General features: G+C 59.1%; 19 protein-coding genes. 12 read left to right on the top strand and 7 right to left on the bottom strand.

All coding sequences use genetic code 11. The features are described 5' to 3' along the window. Together DW189_RS10345 and DW189_RS10340 are read right to left on the bottom strand one after the other, a co-directional pair. Positions 1 to 555, bottom strand: coding sequence for a helix-turn-helix domain-containing protein (locus DW189_RS10345; protein WP_117508203.1), 555 nt, complete (start codon positions 553 to 555; stop codon positions 1 to 3). Positions 556 to 1011: 456 nt separating this feature from the next. Beyond that, entirely contained in the window at positions 1012 to 3786 is a 2775-nt protein-coding gene (locus tag DW189_RS10340; protein WP_232045652.1) for a family 78 glycoside hydrolase catalytic domain, read from the bottom strand. A 28-nt stretch (positions 3787 to 3814) separates the two neighbouring features. Here DW189_RS10340 and DW189_RS14250 point away from each other — a divergent pair, with 28 nt between their 5' ends. The 3 genes from DW189_RS14250 (at position 3815) to DW189_RS10330 (ending at position 5286) form a co-directional block, all read left to right on the top strand. After that, on the top strand, positions 3815 to 4150 hold the full coding sequence (locus tag DW189_RS14250; protein WP_141404893.1) for a hypothetical protein: 336 nt from the start codon (positions 3815 to 3817) through the stop codon (positions 4148 to 4150). Between the two features lie 224 nt (positions 4151 to 4374). Next, complete coding sequence (locus DW189_RS10335) at positions 4375 to 4737, top strand: DUF3127 domain-containing protein (protein WP_022333736.1); 363 nt, start codon at positions 4375 to 4377, stop codon at positions 4735 to 4737. 69 nt (positions 4738 to 4806) lie between these two features. Then, entirely contained in the window at positions 4807 to 5286 is a 480-nt protein-coding gene (locus DW189_RS10330; RefSeq protein ID WP_055211560.1) for a GNAT family N-acetyltransferase, read from the top strand. 59 nt (positions 5287 to 5345) lie between these two features. Here the strand turns inward: DW189_RS10330 and DW189_RS10325 are convergent, their stop codons facing one another. The 4 genes from DW189_RS10325 to DW189_RS10310 form a co-directional block, all read right to left on the bottom strand. Continuing rightward, positions 5346 to 6473 carry an FKBP-type peptidyl-prolyl cis-trans isomerase N-terminal domain-containing protein gene (locus tag DW189_RS10325; protein ID WP_117508012.1) on the bottom strand — a complete coding sequence of 376 codons (1128 nt, stop codon included), beginning with the start codon at positions 6471 to 6473 and terminating at the stop codon, positions 5346 to 5348. An 89-nt stretch (positions 6474 to 6562) separates the two neighbouring features. Next, the gene (locus DW189_RS10320) at positions 6563 to 7276 is read right to left on the bottom strand and encodes an FKBP-type peptidyl-prolyl cis-trans isomerase (protein WP_117508011.1); all 714 of its coding nucleotides are present in this window, start codon (positions 7274 to 7276) and stop codon (positions 6563 to 6565) included. Between the two features lie 5 nt (positions 7277 to 7281). After that, complete coding sequence (gene nhaA / locus DW189_RS10315) at positions 7282 to 8661, bottom strand: Na+/H+ antiporter NhaA (RefSeq protein ID WP_232045654.1); 1380 nt, start codon at positions 8659 to 8661, stop codon at positions 7282 to 7284. Then, complete coding sequence (locus DW189_RS10310; protein ID WP_117508201.1) at positions 8662 to 9702, bottom strand: agmatinase family protein; 1041 nt, start codon at positions 9700 to 9702, stop codon at positions 8662 to 8664. It abuts the gene before it with no gap. 169 nt (positions 9703 to 9871) lie between these two features. Between DW189_RS10310 and DW189_RS10305 the strand changes: the two genes are divergently transcribed. From DW189_RS10305 to DW189_RS10270, 8 genes are all read left to right on the top strand, one after another. Beyond that, positions 9872 to 10867, top strand: a complete 996-nt coding sequence (locus DW189_RS10305; protein ID WP_117508009.1) for a 4-phosphoerythronate dehydrogenase — start codon at positions 9872 to 9874, stop codon at positions 10865 to 10867. A 54-nt stretch (positions 10868 to 10921) separates the two neighbouring features. Further along, positions 10922 to 12241 (top strand): quinone-dependent dihydroorotate dehydrogenase, encoded by a 1320-nt coding sequence (locus tag DW189_RS10300; RefSeq protein WP_117508008.1) that lies wholly within the window; start codon positions 10922 to 10924, stop codon positions 12239 to 12241. A 15-nt stretch (positions 12242 to 12256) separates the two neighbouring features. Next, positions 12257 to 13498, top strand: coding sequence for a competence/damage-inducible protein A (locus DW189_RS10295; RefSeq protein ID WP_022333729.1), 1242 nt, complete (start codon positions 12257 to 12259; stop codon positions 13496 to 13498). 12 nt (positions 13499 to 13510) lie between these two features. Continuing rightward, positions 13511 to 14056 (top strand): CinA family protein, encoded by a 546-nt coding sequence (locus tag DW189_RS10290; RefSeq protein ID WP_022333728.1) that lies wholly within the window; start codon positions 13511 to 13513, stop codon positions 14054 to 14056. A gap of 75 nt (positions 14057 to 14131) precedes the next feature. Continuing rightward, a complete protein-coding gene (locus tag DW189_RS10285) occupies positions 14132 to 16051 on the top strand; it encodes an ATP-binding protein (protein ID WP_022333727.1) in 1920 nt (639 codons plus the stop codon). 128 nt (positions 16052 to 16179) lie between these two features. Then, entirely contained in the window at positions 16180 to 16413 is a 234-nt protein-coding gene (gene rpmB, locus DW189_RS10280) for a 50S ribosomal protein L28 (RefSeq protein WP_009596398.1), read from the top strand. 16 nt (positions 16414 to 16429) lie between these two features. Next, complete coding sequence (gene rpmG / locus DW189_RS10275) at positions 16430 to 16612, top strand: 50S ribosomal protein L33 (RefSeq protein ID WP_018696729.1); 183 nt, start codon at positions 16430 to 16432, stop codon at positions 16610 to 16612. A gap of 12 nt (positions 16613 to 16624) precedes the next feature. Next, entirely contained in the window at positions 16625 to 16783 is a 159-nt protein-coding gene (locus tag DW189_RS10270; protein WP_009596369.1) for a DUF4295 domain-containing protein, read from the top strand. 79 nt (positions 16784 to 16862) lie between these two features. Here DW189_RS10270 and DW189_RS10265 read toward each other — a convergent pair whose 3' ends face one another. Beyond that, the gene (locus DW189_RS10265; protein WP_259295438.1) at positions 16863 to 17795 is read right to left on the bottom strand and encodes a hypothetical protein; all 933 of its coding nucleotides are present in this window, start codon (positions 17793 to 17795) and stop codon (positions 16863 to 16865) included. 84 nt (positions 17796 to 17879) lie between these two features. On the opposite strand from DW189_RS10265, the gene ftsY reads away from it, so the two are divergent. After that, positions 17880 to 18884: a signal recognition particle-docking protein FtsY gene (ftsY, locus tag DW189_RS10260; protein ID WP_117508004.1), complete on the top strand. Its 1005-nt coding sequence runs from the start codon at positions 17880 to 17882 to the stop codon at positions 18882 to 18884. The last annotated feature ends 139 nt before the right edge of the window (positions 18885 to 19023 follow it).

The raw sequence follows: 19023 nt of genomic DNA, 5'->3' as shown, positions 1-19023 counted from the left end.
CTACATTATTATCGCCAGGAAACGTACCGGCTTGCCGTCGAGCGCCTTCATGCCGTGCGGCAGGCCGGAATCGAAATAAAAGCTGTCGCCCACGCCGAGCACCAGCTCCTTGCCGCTGACCGAGATCAGCAGGCGCCCTTCCAGCACGTAGTTCATCTCCTGCCCCGTGTGGCAGTTCAGGTGCATCGGGGCATCGGCGGCCGAAGGCTCCACCGTCACGATGAAGGGGTCGGCCCTGCGGTCGCGGAAACCCGAGGCCAGCGCCTCGTACTTATAGGCCGTACGCCGTTCGACCGATACACCCGTGCCGGCACGGGTGATGAAATAGGAGTTCATCTTGGGCTCCTCGCCGAACATCAGCACATCCAGGCTGATCCCGTAGCGGCGGGCTATGGTTTGCAGCACATTGACCGAAATATCGGCATCGCCGCTCTCCATATCCCTGTACTCGTCGACCGACAGACGGCAACTGTCCGCCACTTCCTGCTCCGAAAGTTCGAGCACCTCGCGCAATCCGCGCAAACGGGTTGCGATCGATTTAATCGGATCACACATCATTCTATAATTTAAATTATCGGATAGGTTCGGCATTTGCGAAATTCCACCGCGTAAAGTTACGATCCGTAATCGAATCGCCCCACAGCCAGCTTCCCATGCCGGAAATTATCACCTAACAACCTGGGCGTAAAGATAGTAAATATTATTAAAAACTACAACCATCCCCCTTTTCTTTCATTGTCCGCCGGAAAAACGCCCCGTCCCGGCGAAATCCGCAGGCGGCGGTGATATAGCGCAGGCACGGCAGCACCAGAAGCACCAACGGCACCGGCGGCACGGGAAACACCGGCGGCACAACGGCTTACGGGGAATGCGGGCATCTTGCGGGAAGTCTGCGGGAATAATGCAGGAACCTTGCGGGGACTCTGCGGAGCGCCCTGACGGCATCGCAGCGGCAAAACAAAAGGAAGGCCGTACCTGCACAGTACGGCCCCCTTTTCCAAACCGGATCGCCTATCGCACGCTGAAGCGGTAGATACCCGACCCAACGCCGAATACGCGGTACCCGTCCTCCGTACCGAGGCTTTCGACATCCTTGCACTGCGCGACTTCGAGCCCGCTTTCGCAAACCCGGCTGCCGGCAGGGGCGGGGACGTATATCCGCGCCGTTGTGTTGGCCGGCACCTCGACCAACAGGTCGAAACCGCCCTGTTCGGTCGTCCACTCGCTGCGGATCAGTCCATAGGGCGAGCGGAACGAGGCCTCGGCGCTGCGCAGGTCTCCCACGATCTCGGGCCTGACGATGAATTTCTTATAGGCCTGCACCGAATCGTCGCGGCGGATGCCGCCCACATAGGTATAAAACCATTCGAGCAGGTGTCCCAGCATCAGATGGTTATGCGACTTGCGGGGCAGTGCCTGCCATGATTCGGGCAGCGCCGTGGCGCCTTGGGCGAGCATATAACCGTAGCCGTATACGTCGTATCGCGAGTTCATGTCGAAGATCACCTGCGAATTCCCGCTCTGCTCCAGCGCCCGCAGCACGTAGTTGTATCCCACGTCGCCCGCCGTCAGCGCATTGCCGCGGCTGCGGATGTCCTGCACCAGGTTCGCCAGCACGGCATCGCGGTTCTGCGGCTCGCAAATGCCTGAGTAGAGCGCCAGCGCATTGCCGGCCTGGCTGTTCTTGTCATAACTCCCGGTCTGGGGATGATAGTATTTTTCGTTGTAGGCCTTGCGGATATCCTGTGCCAGCTTCCCGTATTTCGCGGCATCCTCCTTGCGCCCCATCTTCTCGGCCGCCTTGCGGATCGTCTCGGCGTCCATATAATAGATCGGTGTCGCCGTTCCGGCCAGGGAGGTGAGCTGCGCTCGGCCGGGGTATTTGGGCCCCAGGTCGCACCAGTCGCCGAGCCCGTGGGAAAGGATATGCCCGTCGGCCTTCGTGCCGAGGTAATCCACATAGCGCTTCATCGCCTCGTAATGCCGTTCGACCAACCGGAAATCACCGTAGTACTCGTAGACCAGCCACGGCGCCAGCACGAACGCACTGCCCCACTCGGGCGAATCGCGGAATCCGTCGAGGAAAGTGACATATTCGGGGCAGATATCGGGAATAAGCCCCTCGGGAGTCTGCGCGAGCTCCATGTCGGTCAGCATCTTGTCGTAGAGGGTATACACGTCGAACTTCGATTGCAGCGACCCGAACATCAGGTGCAGCTGCTCGATCCACGGCAGCTTCTCGCGGTGGGGGCAGTCGGTGAAATAGCTCACCATATTGCCCTTGATACCCCACGCGATAAGCTCCTCGGTCTTGTTGAGCAGGTTGTTCGAACAGTGGAACGTCCCGGCCATCCGGGTGGCGTTGCGCGTATGCAGGCCGCGGAGGGTAACGATCTCGGGAAGCCCCTCGGGATTCTCCTCTCCGGCCGGGACGGCATTGCTCACCAACACGTAACGCTGTCCGAAATAGGTGAACTGGGGGCGCCACGTCTCCACCTCGTCGCCGCGCAGGGTGTAGGTCAACCTGTATTCACCGCGGTAGCCGCCGCATTCGGTAATCGAGTCGCACTCGAAATTGAACAGCTCGGTGGTGTTGAGCTGCACGCTCTGCCCGCGTTTGCCGCGGACTTCCAGCTGCACCGTCCCCGAGAAGTTCTGGCCCATGTCGTAGAGCCATTTGCCGTGGCGGGTCTTGCGGATCGAGACCACGGGGAACTCTTCCATCACCCGCACGGGTTCGGCGACGGGGGAAACCAACTTCCCGCGCTGGGTCGTCACCAGCGGCTCGGCCCAGGCCGAAGCGTCGTAGCCGGGCAGCATCCATCCTGTCCGCTCGCGCGTCGCATCGTAATCCTCGCCGCCGAAGATGCTGCTGTACGTCACGGGGCTTTCGGTTACACGCCAGGCGCGGTCGCTGACAATCGTTTCGTGCGTCCCGTCGGCATACTCGATCTCGGCCTTGAAGATCATCTTGGGATAACCGAAGCTGATGAGCGCCTTGAAATAGCGTTCGCGCGGCACATTGTAGAGGCCGTTGCCGAGCATCACCCCGAACACGTTGCCTCCCGGCTGCAATTCTTCGCTGATGTCGAACGTCTGGTAGCACACCTGCCTGTCGTAGTCGCTCCACGCCGGGTCGAGGAAATTGTCGCCCACCTTCGCCCCGTTCAGAAACAGCTCGAACTGTCCCAGGCCGCAGACATAGACCGTCGCCCGCTCGACGGGCTTGGTAACCTTCACTTCACGGCGGAACTGCGGCAGCCGGTTGAGCGCCGTTTTCCTGTCGCCGATCTTTATTTTGTTGAACTCCTGTCCGGGCACCACGCGCAGGCTGTCGGGCAGCTCCTCGAAGGCGATCCACCGGGCTCCGTCCCAATCGCTGCCGCCGAGCAGGCCGACCGCGAACGACCGGATTTCGCTCCACGGCGAATAATTCCCCGCAGCATCGCTCACCCGCACGCGCCAGTAATAGCGCTGCCCCGGCTTCAGCGTCCGCCCGGCATAGCGCACATGCAGTGAAACATCGGATTTGCGTTGTTCGTCCCACAACAGCTTCCGGCCCCTGGCCAGGTCGGCGGGGTCGGACGCCACCTGAATCTGATACCCGGCCTGCAGGAATCCGCGGCCGACGGAAAGCGTCTGCCAACTGAATTGCGGCGTCAGCGTATTGATCGCCAACGGGTTGTCCCGGTATTCACACCTCAGTTCCGCCACACGAAACTCATCTGCGGCAATGCCCCACAGGCAGCTTAGCAGCAATGGGAACAATAGTAATAGTTTTTTCATAATCATTAAGATTTGGTTTCGTTTCAGGTTGTTTTTAATTTCCTTTGAAGCCAAAAATAATGTTTTTATTTTACTTTTACACGCTCTTGCAAAAAATACGAATCCAAAAAGTCATTTTTCGAATATAAAAAATCATATTTCGAACTTTTCCGGCAAAGGTACTATCCCCGCACAGGCTGCCTACCTGCCGCCAAAGCCCGGCAAACAACCGAATATCAGGCAGGCAGCGCACAATACCCAAGCTACCGGACAGCCGGGCATGCAGCGTGCAAAAATGAAAAACCCGCCCTTCGGGCAGGCCGGAAATCGCACAAAATCATCTTACCCGGCTGTACTGGCCGACCGGACAGGCAACCGAACATAGGGAGTCCGGCGTTGGCCGTGCAAAAAACAATGAAAATATGCAGGATGCGGGTGTTGCGGCATCAAATTGAGGTTTTTGGACTGCGAATCGGGGGAGATTCGGCCGTTACGCCCCGCCCGGCAAAAAATTCTTACGGCTTTTTCAACCGCTCCCGCTCCGAATGTCCCGATTTTTTTCCTACCTTTGTCACAAACAAATCTATCAACACATTTTACATCGATACCATGGAATTCGAAGGAACCGTTTACAAAATAATGCCCGTGACGAAAGGCACCTCCGCACGCGGCGACTGGCAGCGCCAGGACGTAGTGTTCGAGATGAACGAAGGCTCGTTCGCACGCAAAATCTGCGTGACGTTCTTCAACAAGCCCGAAGACGTCGCCCGGCTGAAAGAGGGTGCCGCCTACACCGTCTCGGTCAACATCGAGTCGCGCGAATACAACGGCCGCTGGTACACCGACATCCGCGCATGGCGCATCCAACCCAAGCAGGCCGAATCCGCCGCCCCGATGCCCGACATGCCGCCCATTCCCGAAGAGCCCTCATACGCCTCTTCCCCGGCAGAAGTGGACGACCTGCCGTTCTAAAACGGGCAGACACCATACACAGCGGCGGCCGGAGCGATTTCCGGCCGCCGTTGCTTTATACGCATAAACATGGAAAAACCTACCGACACCGCCATACGCCCCCTGCACGAAACGGAACTGCCGGCAGCATCCGCCCTCGCTGGGCGCGTCTTCGCCGAGTTCGAAGCCCCGGAATACAGCCCCGAGGGCATCGGCGCATTCCTCCGCTTTGTCGCACCGGAAGCCCTCGCGGCACAGCACCGCAACGGGTCGATGCAATCGTGGGGCGCTTTCCGGCGGGGAAGGCTCGTCGGGATCATCGCCCTGACGCGACGCAGCCACCTGTGCCTGCTTTTCGTGGAGAAAGCCTGCCATCGGCAGGGCATCGCCCGGGCCCTGTTCTCAACACTGCGCGACCACTGCCGCACGGCACCGGACACGCCCCGGATCACGGTAAACTCCTCGCCCTATGCCGTCGGAGCCTACCGCAGGCTGGGATTCCGCGCGACCGGCGACGAACGCACCGTCGACGGCATCCGGTTCACACCGATGGAATACCTATTTATATAAAAAAGAAGCGGGCTCCGAGCGGAGCCCGCTTCCAAATATCTTCCGGAAATGCATCCCGCTTATTTTGCAGGTGCCGGTGCAGGAGCCGTCGCGGTCGAATCGGCCGGTGCGGGCTCCTCGTAAGGGATTACTTCGATCACTTCCACATCGAACTGGAGCGCCTCGTTGGGGCCGATGTCACGGCCTGCACCACGCGTACCGTAAGCCAGGTCGCTCGGAATCCAGAGCGTGATCTTACCGCCCTCGCCCACGAGCTGGAGACCTTCCGTCCAACCCTTGATGACACGGTTCAGCGGGAACTTGGCGGGTTCGTCAGCCTCCTTGGGAGCACCCTTTTCATCGAACGAATCGGGGCTCTGCTTGCGCATCATCTCCTGCTGCTCTTTCGAGCGATTCTTGAAAATCGAGGTGTCGAACACCTTGCCTTCACGCGTATATCCGGTATAGTGTACCCGAACCACATCGCGGGGATCCTTCGCCATCTTGGCAGCGTCGCCCTTCTTGGTAACCTTGTAGAGCAGGCCCGACTCGGTCTTCTTGACGCCCGACTTCTTCTCGGTCTTCTCCAGCCATGCCTTCGATGCGGCGGCATTCTCGGCAGGGCGCTTCACCATGAAATAATATTGCAGGTACTGGTTTACCTCGTCCTCGGTCATCTTGGCCTTGCCGTCACGTACGTCCTGCATGGCCTGACCGATCCAAACCAGCTGTATGGGCATACCGCTCTGGCTGATGTTGTAACCGATGTCGTTACCGAAAGCATACGAAATCTCGGCGCGCTCCTCCTCGTTCTCGAACATGGCAGGGTCGGCCGTGGGATATTCGACCTTCGTGCTGTCGCCTCCGGCCAGACGGATGCTGTCCTGCTCGGCACGTTTGGCGGCGATTGCCTGGGCGCGCTCGCCGCGCTTGGTCATGAAGTACTCGCGCAGCATTTCGAGCGATTTGTCGTGCTCCTGCGTAGCCTTACCCATCGCACTTTCCTTGATACCCTTGTCGATGGCCTTGAAATCGAAGGGGATGTCCCTCATTTCAAAATTTATACCGTTACCAATGTTCGCACCCAGCACATACGACAGCGAGTCGAATTCGGAAAGGCTGCCCATACGGACACCGCCGCCCTTGTCTCCGCAGGCGGTCAGGATTGCGGCACCCGCAAGCGCCGCGGTAAAAAGAATCTTTTTCATCGTTTTTTGAATATGTTTAGTCTAATCGTTTGAGCCTGTTCGGGGTTCACCCGCGCAAAGTTATAAAATAATTACGATATCGCCCCAAATTACCGGCGTAAATTATTGCGCCGCGACCAATTCGTATATTTGTCGAGATCGACAAGCTCGATTTCGTAATAAAGCGTGGCATTGGGCCGGATCCCGAGCTCTTTGTCCCCCGCAGAGCCATAGGCAACCGCAGAAGGCATCCATGCATTGATCTTCCCGCCCTTGCCGATCAGCTTCACGCTCTCCTTCATCCCTTTGTTCAGGCTGCCGAGCGACGTGCGCAGCGTGTCGCGGCGCTCGTAGGAGGAGTAGACGTCGGCCCCGTCGGCCGTGCGGATGATGTAGCGCAGAGCAACGCTGTCCCGGTCGGAAACCGGAATCTGCTCCTGATCGCCCAGCACCTCCACGGCGTAGGTCACGCCCGACGGCGTGCGGGCATAGCTGCGGTTCGATTTGGCGAAGTCCGCGAGGAACTGCTCCTCGTAGGCACGCGCCTTTTCGGGCAGCACATAGTTCATGTAACGCAGGTAATAGACCTCGGCATCGTCCGCCGAGAGTTTCGCCCCGGCACGGAACACGTCGCGGATACCCTCGCATACGGCATTGACGTTGAGCGTCGAATCCATTTTGAGCAGGTTCGTGCCCACGTTCATACCGATGATATAAGCTACCGAATCGGTGTCGGCCTTGAGTTTCACGCCCCCGCCCGACTTCCTGGAGCAGGCTCCGGCCAGCAACGCCATGGCTGTCAGGGCAAAAAATGTTTTACGCATATTATTTATTTCCGTTTCTTCGAAAAAACCAAAATCAGCAGACATCCCAGGACGGCCGCGGCCATCGAACCCATCAGAATCGCTATCTTGCCCCGGTCGACAAGGTCGGGTTCGGTGTAGGCCAGCGCATCGACGAACAACGACATCGTGAAACCTATGCCGCCCAGGCAGGCCACGGCCAGCAACAGGCGCCATTTAGCCCCCTCGGGCATCACGGCAAGGCCGGATTTCACGGCACCCCAGCTCGCAAGAAATATGCCCAAAGGCTTACCGACCACGAGCCCGAAGAAAATACCCATCCCGATCGACCCGATCTCGGACGAATAGTGAAAAATATTCAGGTACTCGGGCGAGGTGATCTCGACACCGGCGTTCGCCAGTGCGAAAATCGGCATCACCAGGAACGTGACATAGGGCGCCAGCGAATGCTCCAGGCGGTAGCTCATACCCACCGAGTCGGCCGCCAGCAAACGCATGCGGCGCATGTAGAACCGGTGGTGCTCGTTGGGAAAATCATCGCCCGACGTTCTCGCAGCCAACATCAACTCCTTCAGGTGGCGCATCTTATGGGCGAAATACTCCTTGCTGTAACGGGGCGTCATCGGGATCAGCATGGCCATCGCCACGCCCGAAATGGCCGAATGCACGCCCGAATAGTAGAACAACCCCCAGATCACCACGGCGGGCACGAGGTAGAAGAACATGCGTTTTTCGCCCATCTCCTTCATGAAGTAGACCGCGAGCATGATGACCAACGCCGCCAGCAGGCAGCTTATCTGCACCTGCCCCCCGTAGAAGAGCGCGATGACCAGGATGGCCCCCAGGTCGTCGGCGATGGCCAGTGCCGTGAGGAATATTTTGAGCGAAACCGGCACGCGGTCGCCCAGCATCGAAAGGATGCCGATGGCAAAGGCGATGTCGGTGGCCGTGGGTATACCCCATCCGTTGGCCGCTATGGTGCCGTGGTTGAAGAACAGGAAAATGATCGCGGGGGCGAGCATGCCGCCTGCGGCCGCCAATACAGGCAGGATGGCCTGGCGTGCCGACGAAAGCTGCCCGCAAACGATCTCCCGCTTTATTTCGAGTCCGACGGCGAAAAAGAAAATCACCATCAGGCCGTCGTTGATCAGCTTCTCGACGGTCATTCCGCGCGGGAAAACCCAGTCGATCAGCCCGTCGGGGCTGTACACCATCAGCGAAAGATCCGTTTCGAGCAGATGGCGGTAATAGAGCGAAGTCCCGGGCAGGTTGGCCAGCAGCATGGCTACGATCACACAACCGAGCAGTACGACGCCTCCCGCCCAGGGGGCTTCCAGAAAATTGCGGCCGCGTATACCGATCATATGACGCTCACGTACCCAGCGGTACATTGAAAATAGTCGCATTTACCGTCCGTTTGATTTTAATGTCAAATTACACAATTTCCAGAGCATGCGCGCCCCGGTGATGGCATCCACTTTCGCTTCGGGCGCCGGAGCGACCTCCACGACGTCGAACCCGATGATGCGGCGCCCCGAACGCACGAGCGTATCGAGCAGCCACACGGCCTGATTGAACGTAAGCCCCCCGCAGACGGGCGTACCCGTATGGGGACAGTTCTCAAAAGTGAGGCCGTCGATGTCGAAGCTCACGTAAACCTCCTGCGGCAGCGCATCCACGATTCGCCGGCACAGCGCGTCCCAGGTCTCGCCGCGGAACATCGCGGCGGCGAGCGACAGGTCGTCGAAGGTGGCAACACGGGCGGAAGAAGCGGCCAGGGCGGCTTCCGTCCCGCTGAAATCGCGCACTGCGACCTGGGCGATTTTTTTCACCGAAGGCACGTCGCGCAGGACGTTGAACATGATCGAAGCATGCGAGAACTCGAAGCCTTCGTAAGCATCGCGCAGGTCGCAGTGGGCGTCGATATGCAGGATGCCGAACTCCCCGTGGCGGTCACCCAGGGCACGGATCAGTCCGTAGGGCGTCGAATGGTCGCCCCCGACCAGTCCCACGATCTTCCCTGCGTCGAGCCACCGCGCCGCCTGCGCCCCGATGTTGGCGTTCATGGCGCGGCAGCCTTCGTTGATGCGGCGCACCTTGCGTACCGCATAGTCGTCCTCGGGACTTCCCCCGCCTTCGAGATGGGCAATCACCTTCTCCGCATCGCTGCGCAAGCGTTGCGACTCCTCCAGCAACGCATAGTCCACATCGGCCGTGGCGATACCGCGGCGCCACACGCCGGGAGCCAGCGGCTCATGGAAGTCGAGCTGCGTCGAGGCTTCTATCACGGCATCGGGCGCATTGGCCGTCCCGGCGCCGTACGACACCGTCACGTCCCACGGAGCCGAAACCAGCACCAGTTCTGCCGTTCCCGGCTCGAAAGGAAGCCCGAAATAGGTTCCGTTATCCACACCGACCCCGTCGGGATCGAAGGCGTTTAGTTCCATACGGTTGAATTTCATTCTCCATTTTCCGCGCCCGGCACAGATAGTATGCTTGCAACCTCTGCCCCCGCTTAATGAAAATGTTCATTTTAAATGACAAAGGTACAAAAATTTTAATTTTTCCCTATATTTGTTTCCGGAAAGAAAAGAAATCAGGAAAAAGCAACTATCCATGAAAATCGTCGCAGACAGTGCCATCCCCTTTTTGCAGGGAGTCCTCGAGCCGTGGGCCGAGGTACGCTACCTACCCGGCAGCCGGATCGCCGCGGAGGACGTGCGCGATGCCGACGCCCTCATCATCCGCACCCGCACCCGTTGCGACGGGCGCCTGCTCGCCGGTTCGCGCGTCCGTCTGATCGCCACGGCCACCATCGGGTTCGACCACATCGACACGGCATGGTGCGCAGCGCACGGCATACGAGTCGCCACGGCAGCAGGCTGCAACGCCCGCGGCGTACTGCAATGGGCGGGTGCCGTACTGGCCCATCTCGCCCGTACACAGGGGTGGAAGCCCGCACAACGGACGCTGGGCATCGTGGGCGTCGGGCACGTGGGATCCCTCATCCGGGAATACGCCGGCCTGTGGGGCTTCCGCGTCGTCTGCTGCGACCCGCCGCGCGAAGAGCGCGAGCATTGCGGGTTCCTGCCGCTGGAAGAGGTCGCACGCGAAGCCGACCTGCTCACCTTCCACACGCCGCTCGACACCACGACGCGGCACATGGCCGGCGAGGAACTGCTCGCCCGGCTTAAACCGGGCGCCGTGGTGATGAACTCCTCGCGCGGCGAAGTGGTCGACGGCGACGCGTTGTTGCGGAGCGGCCATCCCTGCGTGCTCGACGTCTGGGAACACGAACCGCGCCTCGACCCGCAGTTGCTCGACCGCACGCTGCTCGCCACGCCCCACGTCGCCGGCTACTCCGAGCAGGGCAAAGCCACGGCCACGGCCATGTCCGTGGCCACGCTGGCCGGCTTCTTCGGCCTCCCGCTCCGGGGCTGGTACCCCTCCGAAGCCGCCCCCTCCGTCCCGCGGCCGATCCCGTGGCAGGAGCTTTGCACGACCATCGGCGACGCCTATGACATCGAAGCCGAAAGCTGCCGCCTCAAGGCGCGGCCCGCCGATTTCGAGGCTATGCGCGACCACTACCGCTACCGCAGGGAATACTTTTAGCGAAATCAATTCTTTTTTAGTACCTTTGCGGCCACGGACAATGCCCTTAAGAAAATGTACCGGAGAATCATAAAGCCCATCCTTTTCTCGCTTACCATCGAGCGGGCACACCATGTGGCGCTTCTGTTGTTGCGCATCATCGGGCTCATACCCGGCGGGCGCTGGTTCCTGCGCAAATGTTACACCGTACGGCACCCGGCGCTCGAACGCGAGGTCTTCGGCGTAAAATTCGCCAATCCCGTCGGCCTGGCCGCAGGTTTCGACCACAACGGCGAAGCCTACCGCGAACTGGCGGCACTCGGCTTCGGGTTCATCGAAATAGGTACCGTCACCCCGCGCCCGCAGGCGGGCAACCCGCGCCCGCGCGTGTTCCGGCTGCCCAAAGACCGGGCTATCATCAACCGCATCGGGCTCTCCAACCGCGGGCTGGACAAGACGATCTGCCACCTGCGCCGCCCGCACGAAGGACTCATCGTGGGCTGCAACATCGGCAAGAACACCGTGACGCCCCCCGAAAATGCGGCGGCAGATTACCTCCGGCTCTTCCGCAACCTCTACCAGTATGCGGACTATTTCACGGTGAATATCAGTTGCGACAACTCCTGCCGCGAAGGCACCACCTACACACGCACGCACATACTCCAGATACTTGATCCGCTGTTCGACTTCCGCCGCGGGCAGAACCAGTACCGGCCGATCATGCTCAAGGTGTCGCCCGACATGTCGGACGAAGTCATCGACGAAATCAGCGACATCCTGCTCGAAACACCGCTCGACGGCATCGTGGCCACCAACGGCACCCACCGCCGCGAAGGGCTGCATACGAGCCACATGGCGCTCGACAAGATCGGCAGCGGCCGCCTGAGCGGCGCACCGCTCACCCAACGGGCCGTAGAGGTCGTGCGGCGCATCCACACCCGCTCGGGCGGCAACTTTCCGATCATCGGCGTGGGCGGCATCATGAGCCCCGCCGATGCCAAGGCGATGCTCGACGCAGGCGCAGACCTCCTGCAACTCTACACCGGTTACATCTACGAAGGGCCGGGGCTGGTCGGCGAAATCTGCCGTTCGCTGATCGCCGATGCCGAAGCGGCCGCAGCAGCCAAGGCAGCCGCGGAGGCGAAAGCCCGAGAAGAAATCCGGGCGGCCGCAGAGTCCGAAGAAGCGGCAAAAACCGCCGCTGCGACGCAAACCGGCATACAGGCACCGGAAACCGAAAAGGCCGCACCCGGAACGGAAACCGCCGCGACAGCCCAAACGCAGGCCGCCGCACCTGCAGAATCGGTGCCGAACCCGTCACCGGAAACACAGAACAGCCCGGCACGACCTGCGGATAACGAACCGGACACCCGCAAGAAACAGCCCGCATCCTGAGCCTCAAATATTGCCATGAAAGCAACGATCATCACCATCGGCGATGAAATCCTCATCGGCCAGATCGTGGATACGAACTCCGTATCCATCGCCAAGCACCTCAACGCCGCCGGCATCGTCGTACACGAAAAGGTTTCGATCGGCGACGACAGCACACAGATCGTCCGGAGCGTGGAACGCGCCCTGGGAGATTCCAACGTCGTCGTCATCACCGGGGGGCTCGGCCCCACCAAGGACGACATCACCAAAAAGACCCTGGCCGGAATGTTCGGCTGCGAACTGGTGCCCGACCAACGGGTCGCCGACCATGTGAAACGCATGCTCGAAGGGCGCGGCATCGAGTTCAACGAACTCAACCGCGGGCAGGCGATGGTTCCGGCCTGCTGCACGGTGCTGTTCAACGCCCACGGCACGGCTCCGGGCATGTGGTTCGAACGCGACGGCAAGGTGGTAGTCTCGCTGCCCGGTGTCCCCTACGAGATGGAACACCTGATGCAGGACGAAGTGATGCCGCGCCTGAAAGCGCATTTCGAACTACGCCAGATCATACACCGCACGATGATCACGGCCGGGCTGCCCGAGTCGATGCTCGCCGCAAAGATCGAAGCATGGGAAAACGCCCTGCCATCCTACCTGAAACTGGCTTACCTGCCCAATCCGGGCGCCGTACGGCTGCGCCTGTCGGCCTATGAGGTCGAGGGCGAAAGCGTCTCGAAGGAGATCGAACGGCAATTCGAGGCACTGCGGAAAATCATCCCCCACAACATCATCGGGTACGAAACGGCCACCATGCAGGAACTGGTACACAAGCTGCTCACCGAGCGCGGGCTGACCCTCGCCACGGCGGAAAGCTGCACCGGAGGCAACATCGCGGCACGTTTCACGGCCATGCCGGGTGCTTCGGCCTATTTCCTCTGCGGCGTAGTTTCGTACAGCAACGCCTCGAAACACGATATCCTGGGCGTAGACCCGGAGGTCATTGCCCGCCACGGCGCCGTCAGCGAAGAGGTCGCACGGCGAATGGCCGAAGGGGCACGACGGATCTCGGGTGCCGACTACGCCATAGCGACCACCGGTATCGCAGGCCCCGCGGGCGGCTCCGCCGAAAAGCCGGTCGGCACGGTATGGATCGCCGTGGCGACCCCACACCGGACGACCGCCATCCTCAAACAGTGCGGTTCCGACCGCGGGCAGATCATCGACCGGGCCAGCGCCTTCGCCATCAGCCTGCTGCGCGACGAACTCAACGGTAAATAATACATTCGTCCCATGCATAGAATACTTGCCTCAACCATCGGTGCACTCCTCGCCCTCACATCCTGCATGCGTCAGCAGCCCGAGGAGCGGGTGCATAAACTCCTGACCGACCGCATCCAGACCCTTGCCACGGCGGAAAGCTGCACGGGCGGTACCATCGCGGCACGCTTCACAGCCATGCCGGGTGCCTCGGCCTATTTCAAATGCGGCGTAGTGACTTACAGCCTCGATGCCAAGCAGAACTTCGTAAACATCTGCTGCGATACGATAGCCCGCTACGGCGCCGTCAGCGAACAGGTCGTACGCCAGATGGCCGAAGGCGTCCGCCATCTGGCAAATGCACACTACGCTATCGCCACGACAGGGATCGCAGGCCCCACGGGCGGCACCCCCGAATACCCGGTCGGTTCGGTATGGATCGCCGTCAGTTCGCCCCTGCGCACCACGGCCCGGCTGATCCATGCCAAAGGCGACCGCACGCAGATCATCCGCGAAGCGGGAACGGCCGCCATCGAACTGCTCGAAGAAGAGTTGCTCGCCGCCCAACCGGGCAAATAGTTTCAAATTACGGCTGATCCGTTTGTTTTTGCAAACAATTTAGCTTATTTTTGCAGCAATTCAGCCCAGCGCAAAATGAAAAGAACCTTATTCCTGTCGGTGTTGTTCGGTATGCTCCTCACCACGGCCCATGCTGAAAACGAAAGCCACCAACAAGTAGACAGTACACTTTACGCCTATTACCGCTGGTGCAACAACAACATACGCGACACGGCCGTCCTCAGCAAGGCGGACACGCTGTTCCGGCTCTCGGGCGAGAAGCACGACATCCGGATGCAGGCCGTCGCCCTGAGCTTGAAAGCCGACCATTACTATTTCAACAACAACCTCGACTCGCTCAAGGCATGGATTCCCCGCGTGCAGGATTTCGCCCGCAAGAATGACCAGATCAAGTATTACTACTTCACCTGGTCGCGGCTGATTCTCTATTATACCAAACAGGCGCAATACACGCTCGCCCAATACGAACTGGAGCAGTATATGTCGCAGGCCGAAAAGGACAATTACAAACCCGCAACCGCCGAGGCATACAAACAGCTCGGACACATCTACCGCACCCGCGGATTGAAAAAACCCGCTGTGGAATACTACCGGAAGGCAATCGATTTCATCATCCAGAACGGGCTCAACACATTCCATCTCTCGAACCTCTATTCGGAACTCGCGACCATGCTGATGGATCTGCAACGCTATCCCGAAGCCGCAGAAGCCGTCGAAAAAGGCAAGGCATGCATTCCGCTACCGGACTACATCTGGGGTCTGAAGGCCAAGGAAACGCACCTGCTCGCCCAGACAGGCCAGACCGACAAAGCCAAAGCACTTTTCAACGAGATCAAGGACGGGCAGAACGGCAACCTCTCGGAGATCAAACTCGCTGAAATCGAGGTCGCCATCTACAACCATTCGCACGAATACGGCAAGATGATCGCCGCAATCGACAAATTGATCAGGTCGTTCGAAAGAGAAGGATACAAGGAATCCTATTTCTACTACCTCTATGAAAACCGTGCAGCCGCCTACGCCGCCCTCGGCAATTTCGAAGCCGCCTACCGGGACATACAGCATTACACCGAACTCTACCACAAACAAGTCAACGACGACAACGAGAAGACACTCGGAGAATTCGCCACGCTGCTCGATGTCAACCGGTTGAACATGGAAAAAGCAGAACTGCGCCAACAGGCGCAGGAAGAGCGCCTGCACCGCACCCAACTGGGCACGATCGGCTTGGCGTGCATTCTCTTGCTGGCCGCTGTCTTCATCGCGGTAATGCTCCGCATGAACCGCCACCTCGCCCGCGCGAAGAGAGCCGCCGAAGAGAGCAACCGGATGAAAGGCATCTTCATCCGCAACATCACGCACGAGATCAATACGCCGCTCAACTCCATCGTCGGATTTGCGGAGCTGGCCGCAGCCTCGGACGATGCCGACGCCGCCGAACGACAATCCTATATAAGCATCATCCAGGAAAACAGCGGCTATCTCCAAAAACTCGTGGACGACGTGCTCTACATCGCCGGACTCGAATCGTCGGAAACCCCGCCGGCCATGAGCCCGACCGACATCAACGAATGCTGCCAGGAGTGTATTCAGAAGGTCTCACAGTCCAGTTCCCGGGCGGTGAGTATCCGTTTTGTCCCGGCACGCGAGAAATTCCACCTGCACACTTCGTGCATGCTGATATCCAAAGCCATCACCGAAATGCTGCGCAATGCCGTACATTTCGCGGCCGACGGAGAAATCACGCTCGCATATACGCTGGACGGCGGCAACCGCCGCATCACATTCACGGTAACCGACTCGGGGCCCGGCATCCCGGCTTGCGAGGCCGAGCATATTTTCGGACGCTTCGTCAAGCTCGACACCTTCTCGCAAGGGCTCGGGCTCGGGCTGACCGTGTGCCGGCTGATCGCCTCGGCCCTGGGCGGCACGATAAAACTCGACACAAATTACAGCGGAGGGGCACGTTTCGCACTTTCGATACCGTTACGTTAAACACTAAAAACCAATACAATAGACCACGCACCGGAAAATTAATGTGGATTATTAATCTTTAATTCTCATTTTTTCCTTATATTTGCACTCCCTTACGGGAATAACGAACAAATTTAGCGAAAACAACAATGAAAGTTTGCGAAATCACAGGCAAGGTAGCGATCGTGGGCAACAACGTCTCGCACTCGCACCACAAGACCAAACGCAAATTCAGCCCCAATCTGAAAACCAAGCGTTTCTGGTCCGAGCAGGAAGGCCGCTGGATCACCCTGAAGGTGTCGGCAGCCGGAATGAAAACAATCAACAAGAAGGGTCTTGCAGTAGCACTGCGCGAGGCTGCCGCACCCAAGTCCGTTTACTAAAACACCGAAGTAACAAATGGCAAAGAAAGGCAACAGGGTTCAGGTCATTCTCGAATGCACCGAACAGAAACAGAGCGGAGTTCCGGGAATGTCCCGTTACATCACGACGAAAAACAAAAAGAACACCCCCGACCGTCTGGAGCGTAAAAAGTACAATCCGTTCTTGAAGAAGGTCACCGTTCACCGTGAAATTAAATAGTTTTGAAGCTCTATGGCAAAGAAAGTAGTCGCAACACTGAAAACCGGCACGGGTAAGAACTTTACGAAGTGCATCAAGATGGTCAAGTCGGACAAGACCGGTGCTTACATGTTCAAGGAAGGCATCATTCCCAACGACCAGGTCAAGGAATTCTTCGAAGAGAAGAAATAAGTATTTTAAGAGCTAATCTTAAATACAAAGGGCATCCGATCGGATGCCCTTTGTGTTTCTCCGGCTCTCTCTCAGCGAATCAGAACTTGTGTACCGCGCGCACCAGAAAATTGTTATACTTGGGAATTTCGACGACATAGGGAGGTTCGATACCCATATGCGACGTAAAGGCCGACTTCTCGTCCTTCTCGGTCGAGGAGAAATAGTAGACCAGCCGATCCATACGCTTGCCGCCGTTATTCTTGAGGGCGTTGTTGAACCGGTTACGGGCCTGGCGGCTGGACTGCACACGCGTCCCGCCGCTGTAATTATGGCCGATGTTCAGCAGTTCGTCGATCGACGGAAGGTACCAGCCCTCACCCTTCTCGCGGCACCACTTGAATGCCGGGAAATCGTCCCACGAAAGGTTGTTCTCGGCGATGTAGGCCGCAACTTTCTCCATGTTCACACTGCCGTCGGAACGGTTGTCCGTACCGATGACGCGCAGGTCGGGCTTGCGGAACTCGCTCCAGTGCAGGTAAATCTCATCGAGCGAGATTACCAGCCCGTGCTGGCGGTCGTCGGAGAGCATACACACGACGCCCTTGATCCCGTCCTGGTTATAGAATTCGCCGATCTCGTACTCCTTGACCACATACTTCACCCCATCGGCAGGGCTGGCGGCAGGCGCCTCGGCCGCAGCGGGAGCGGCGGGAGCGGCGGGAGCGGCGGAAACCTTAGCGGGCTCCTCGGCCGGGATGGCCGGAGTCAACGGTGTTGCAGGAATGCTCGCGGCAGCCTTGAAATACTCCTTCTCGCCGTTTGCATATTGGATATAGCTGATTTCCGACACGGGCAGGACGTAAGTCGGGCCGTCGGGATTGGAGAAACGCTTGTAACGAACGGACTCGGGGGTTATCTCCGTCACTTTCGCTTCGACCTTCGAGGCGTCAGCCTTGATTATCAGGTCTTGGGCTGCGACAGTCAGTACGCCGCAAAACGCTGCCAACAGCAGCAGGATCGTTTTTTTCATCATTGCAGGAAATGTATATAGCGCAAATATAACGTTTTTTTCCAAACTTTCTTATTATCTTTGTCAGGATATATAAATATAAGTATGGGATTTTTCGATATTTTCAAAAAGAAACAGGATAGCGCCGCAGCGGACATTCCGGAGAGCCGGCAACAGCAGCAGGAAGAGCTTAACGCGGGGCTCGAAAAGACCAAGACCGGAATCTTCTCGAAACTCGCCCGTGCCGTAGCAGGCCGCTCGACGGTCGATGCCGACCTTCTGGACGACGTGGAGGAGGTGCTGATTACGTCGGACGTGGGCGTGGAAACCACGGTGAAGATTATCCGGCGCATCGAAGAGCGTGTGGCGCGCGACAAATACATGAATACGTCCGAGCTCCAGTCCATCCTGCGCGAGGAGGTCATGTCGCTGATGGAGGAGTCGCACGGCTCGGAGAAGCATTTCGGGCTCGACGCCAGGCAGGGCGAACCCTACGTGGTGATGGTCGTCGGCGTCAACGGCGCGGGCAAGACCACCACCATCGGCAAGCTCGCGGCACAGCTGACCAAGGCCGGGCTGAAAGTCTGGATCGGCGCCGCCGATACGTTCCGCGCCGCCGCCATCGACCAGCTCAAGGTCTGGGCCGACCGCGCCGGGGCGACGATGATCCGCCAGGAGATGGGATCCGACCCGGCATCGGTGGCGTTCGACACGCTGACGTCGGCCAAGGCCAACGGCGCCGACGTGGTGCTGATCGACACGGCAGGCCGCCTGCACAACAAAGTCAACCTGATGAACGAACTGACCAAAATCCGCAATGTCATGGGCAAGGTCATCCCTGGAGCCCCGCACGAGGTAATGCTGGTGCTCGACGGCTCCACGGGACAAAACGCCTTCGAACAGGCACGGCAGTTCACGCAAGCGACACAGGTCACTTCGCTCACCATCACCAAGCTCGACGGCACGGCCAAAGGCGGCGTGGTGATCGGCATCAGCGACCAGTTCCACATCCCGGTGCGCTACATCGGGATCGGGGAAGGCATCGACCAGCTCCGCATCTTCGACCGCAGGGAGTTCGTGAACGCCCTGTTCGGCCACGAAACGAAATAAAGCGCCCCACGCCTGTGAAACCAATCCTCTGGGGCTTATTGCTCGCTCTGGGATGCAGCCTTCCGGGAAAAGCCCAGCAACCGGCCGCGGGTGAGTAGCCGGGACAGGGACACCAGACCGCCCCGGTTTGCGCCGGAAC

The organism is Alistipes sp. AM16-43 (assembly GCF_003435745.1).
GTDB classification, from domain to species: Bacteria; Bacteroidota; Bacteroidia; order Bacteroidales; family Rikenellaceae; genus Alistipes; species Alistipes onderdonkii.
Note: the sequence above shows the minus strand (reverse complement) of the source record. Positions and strands in the feature narration are given on the sequence as shown.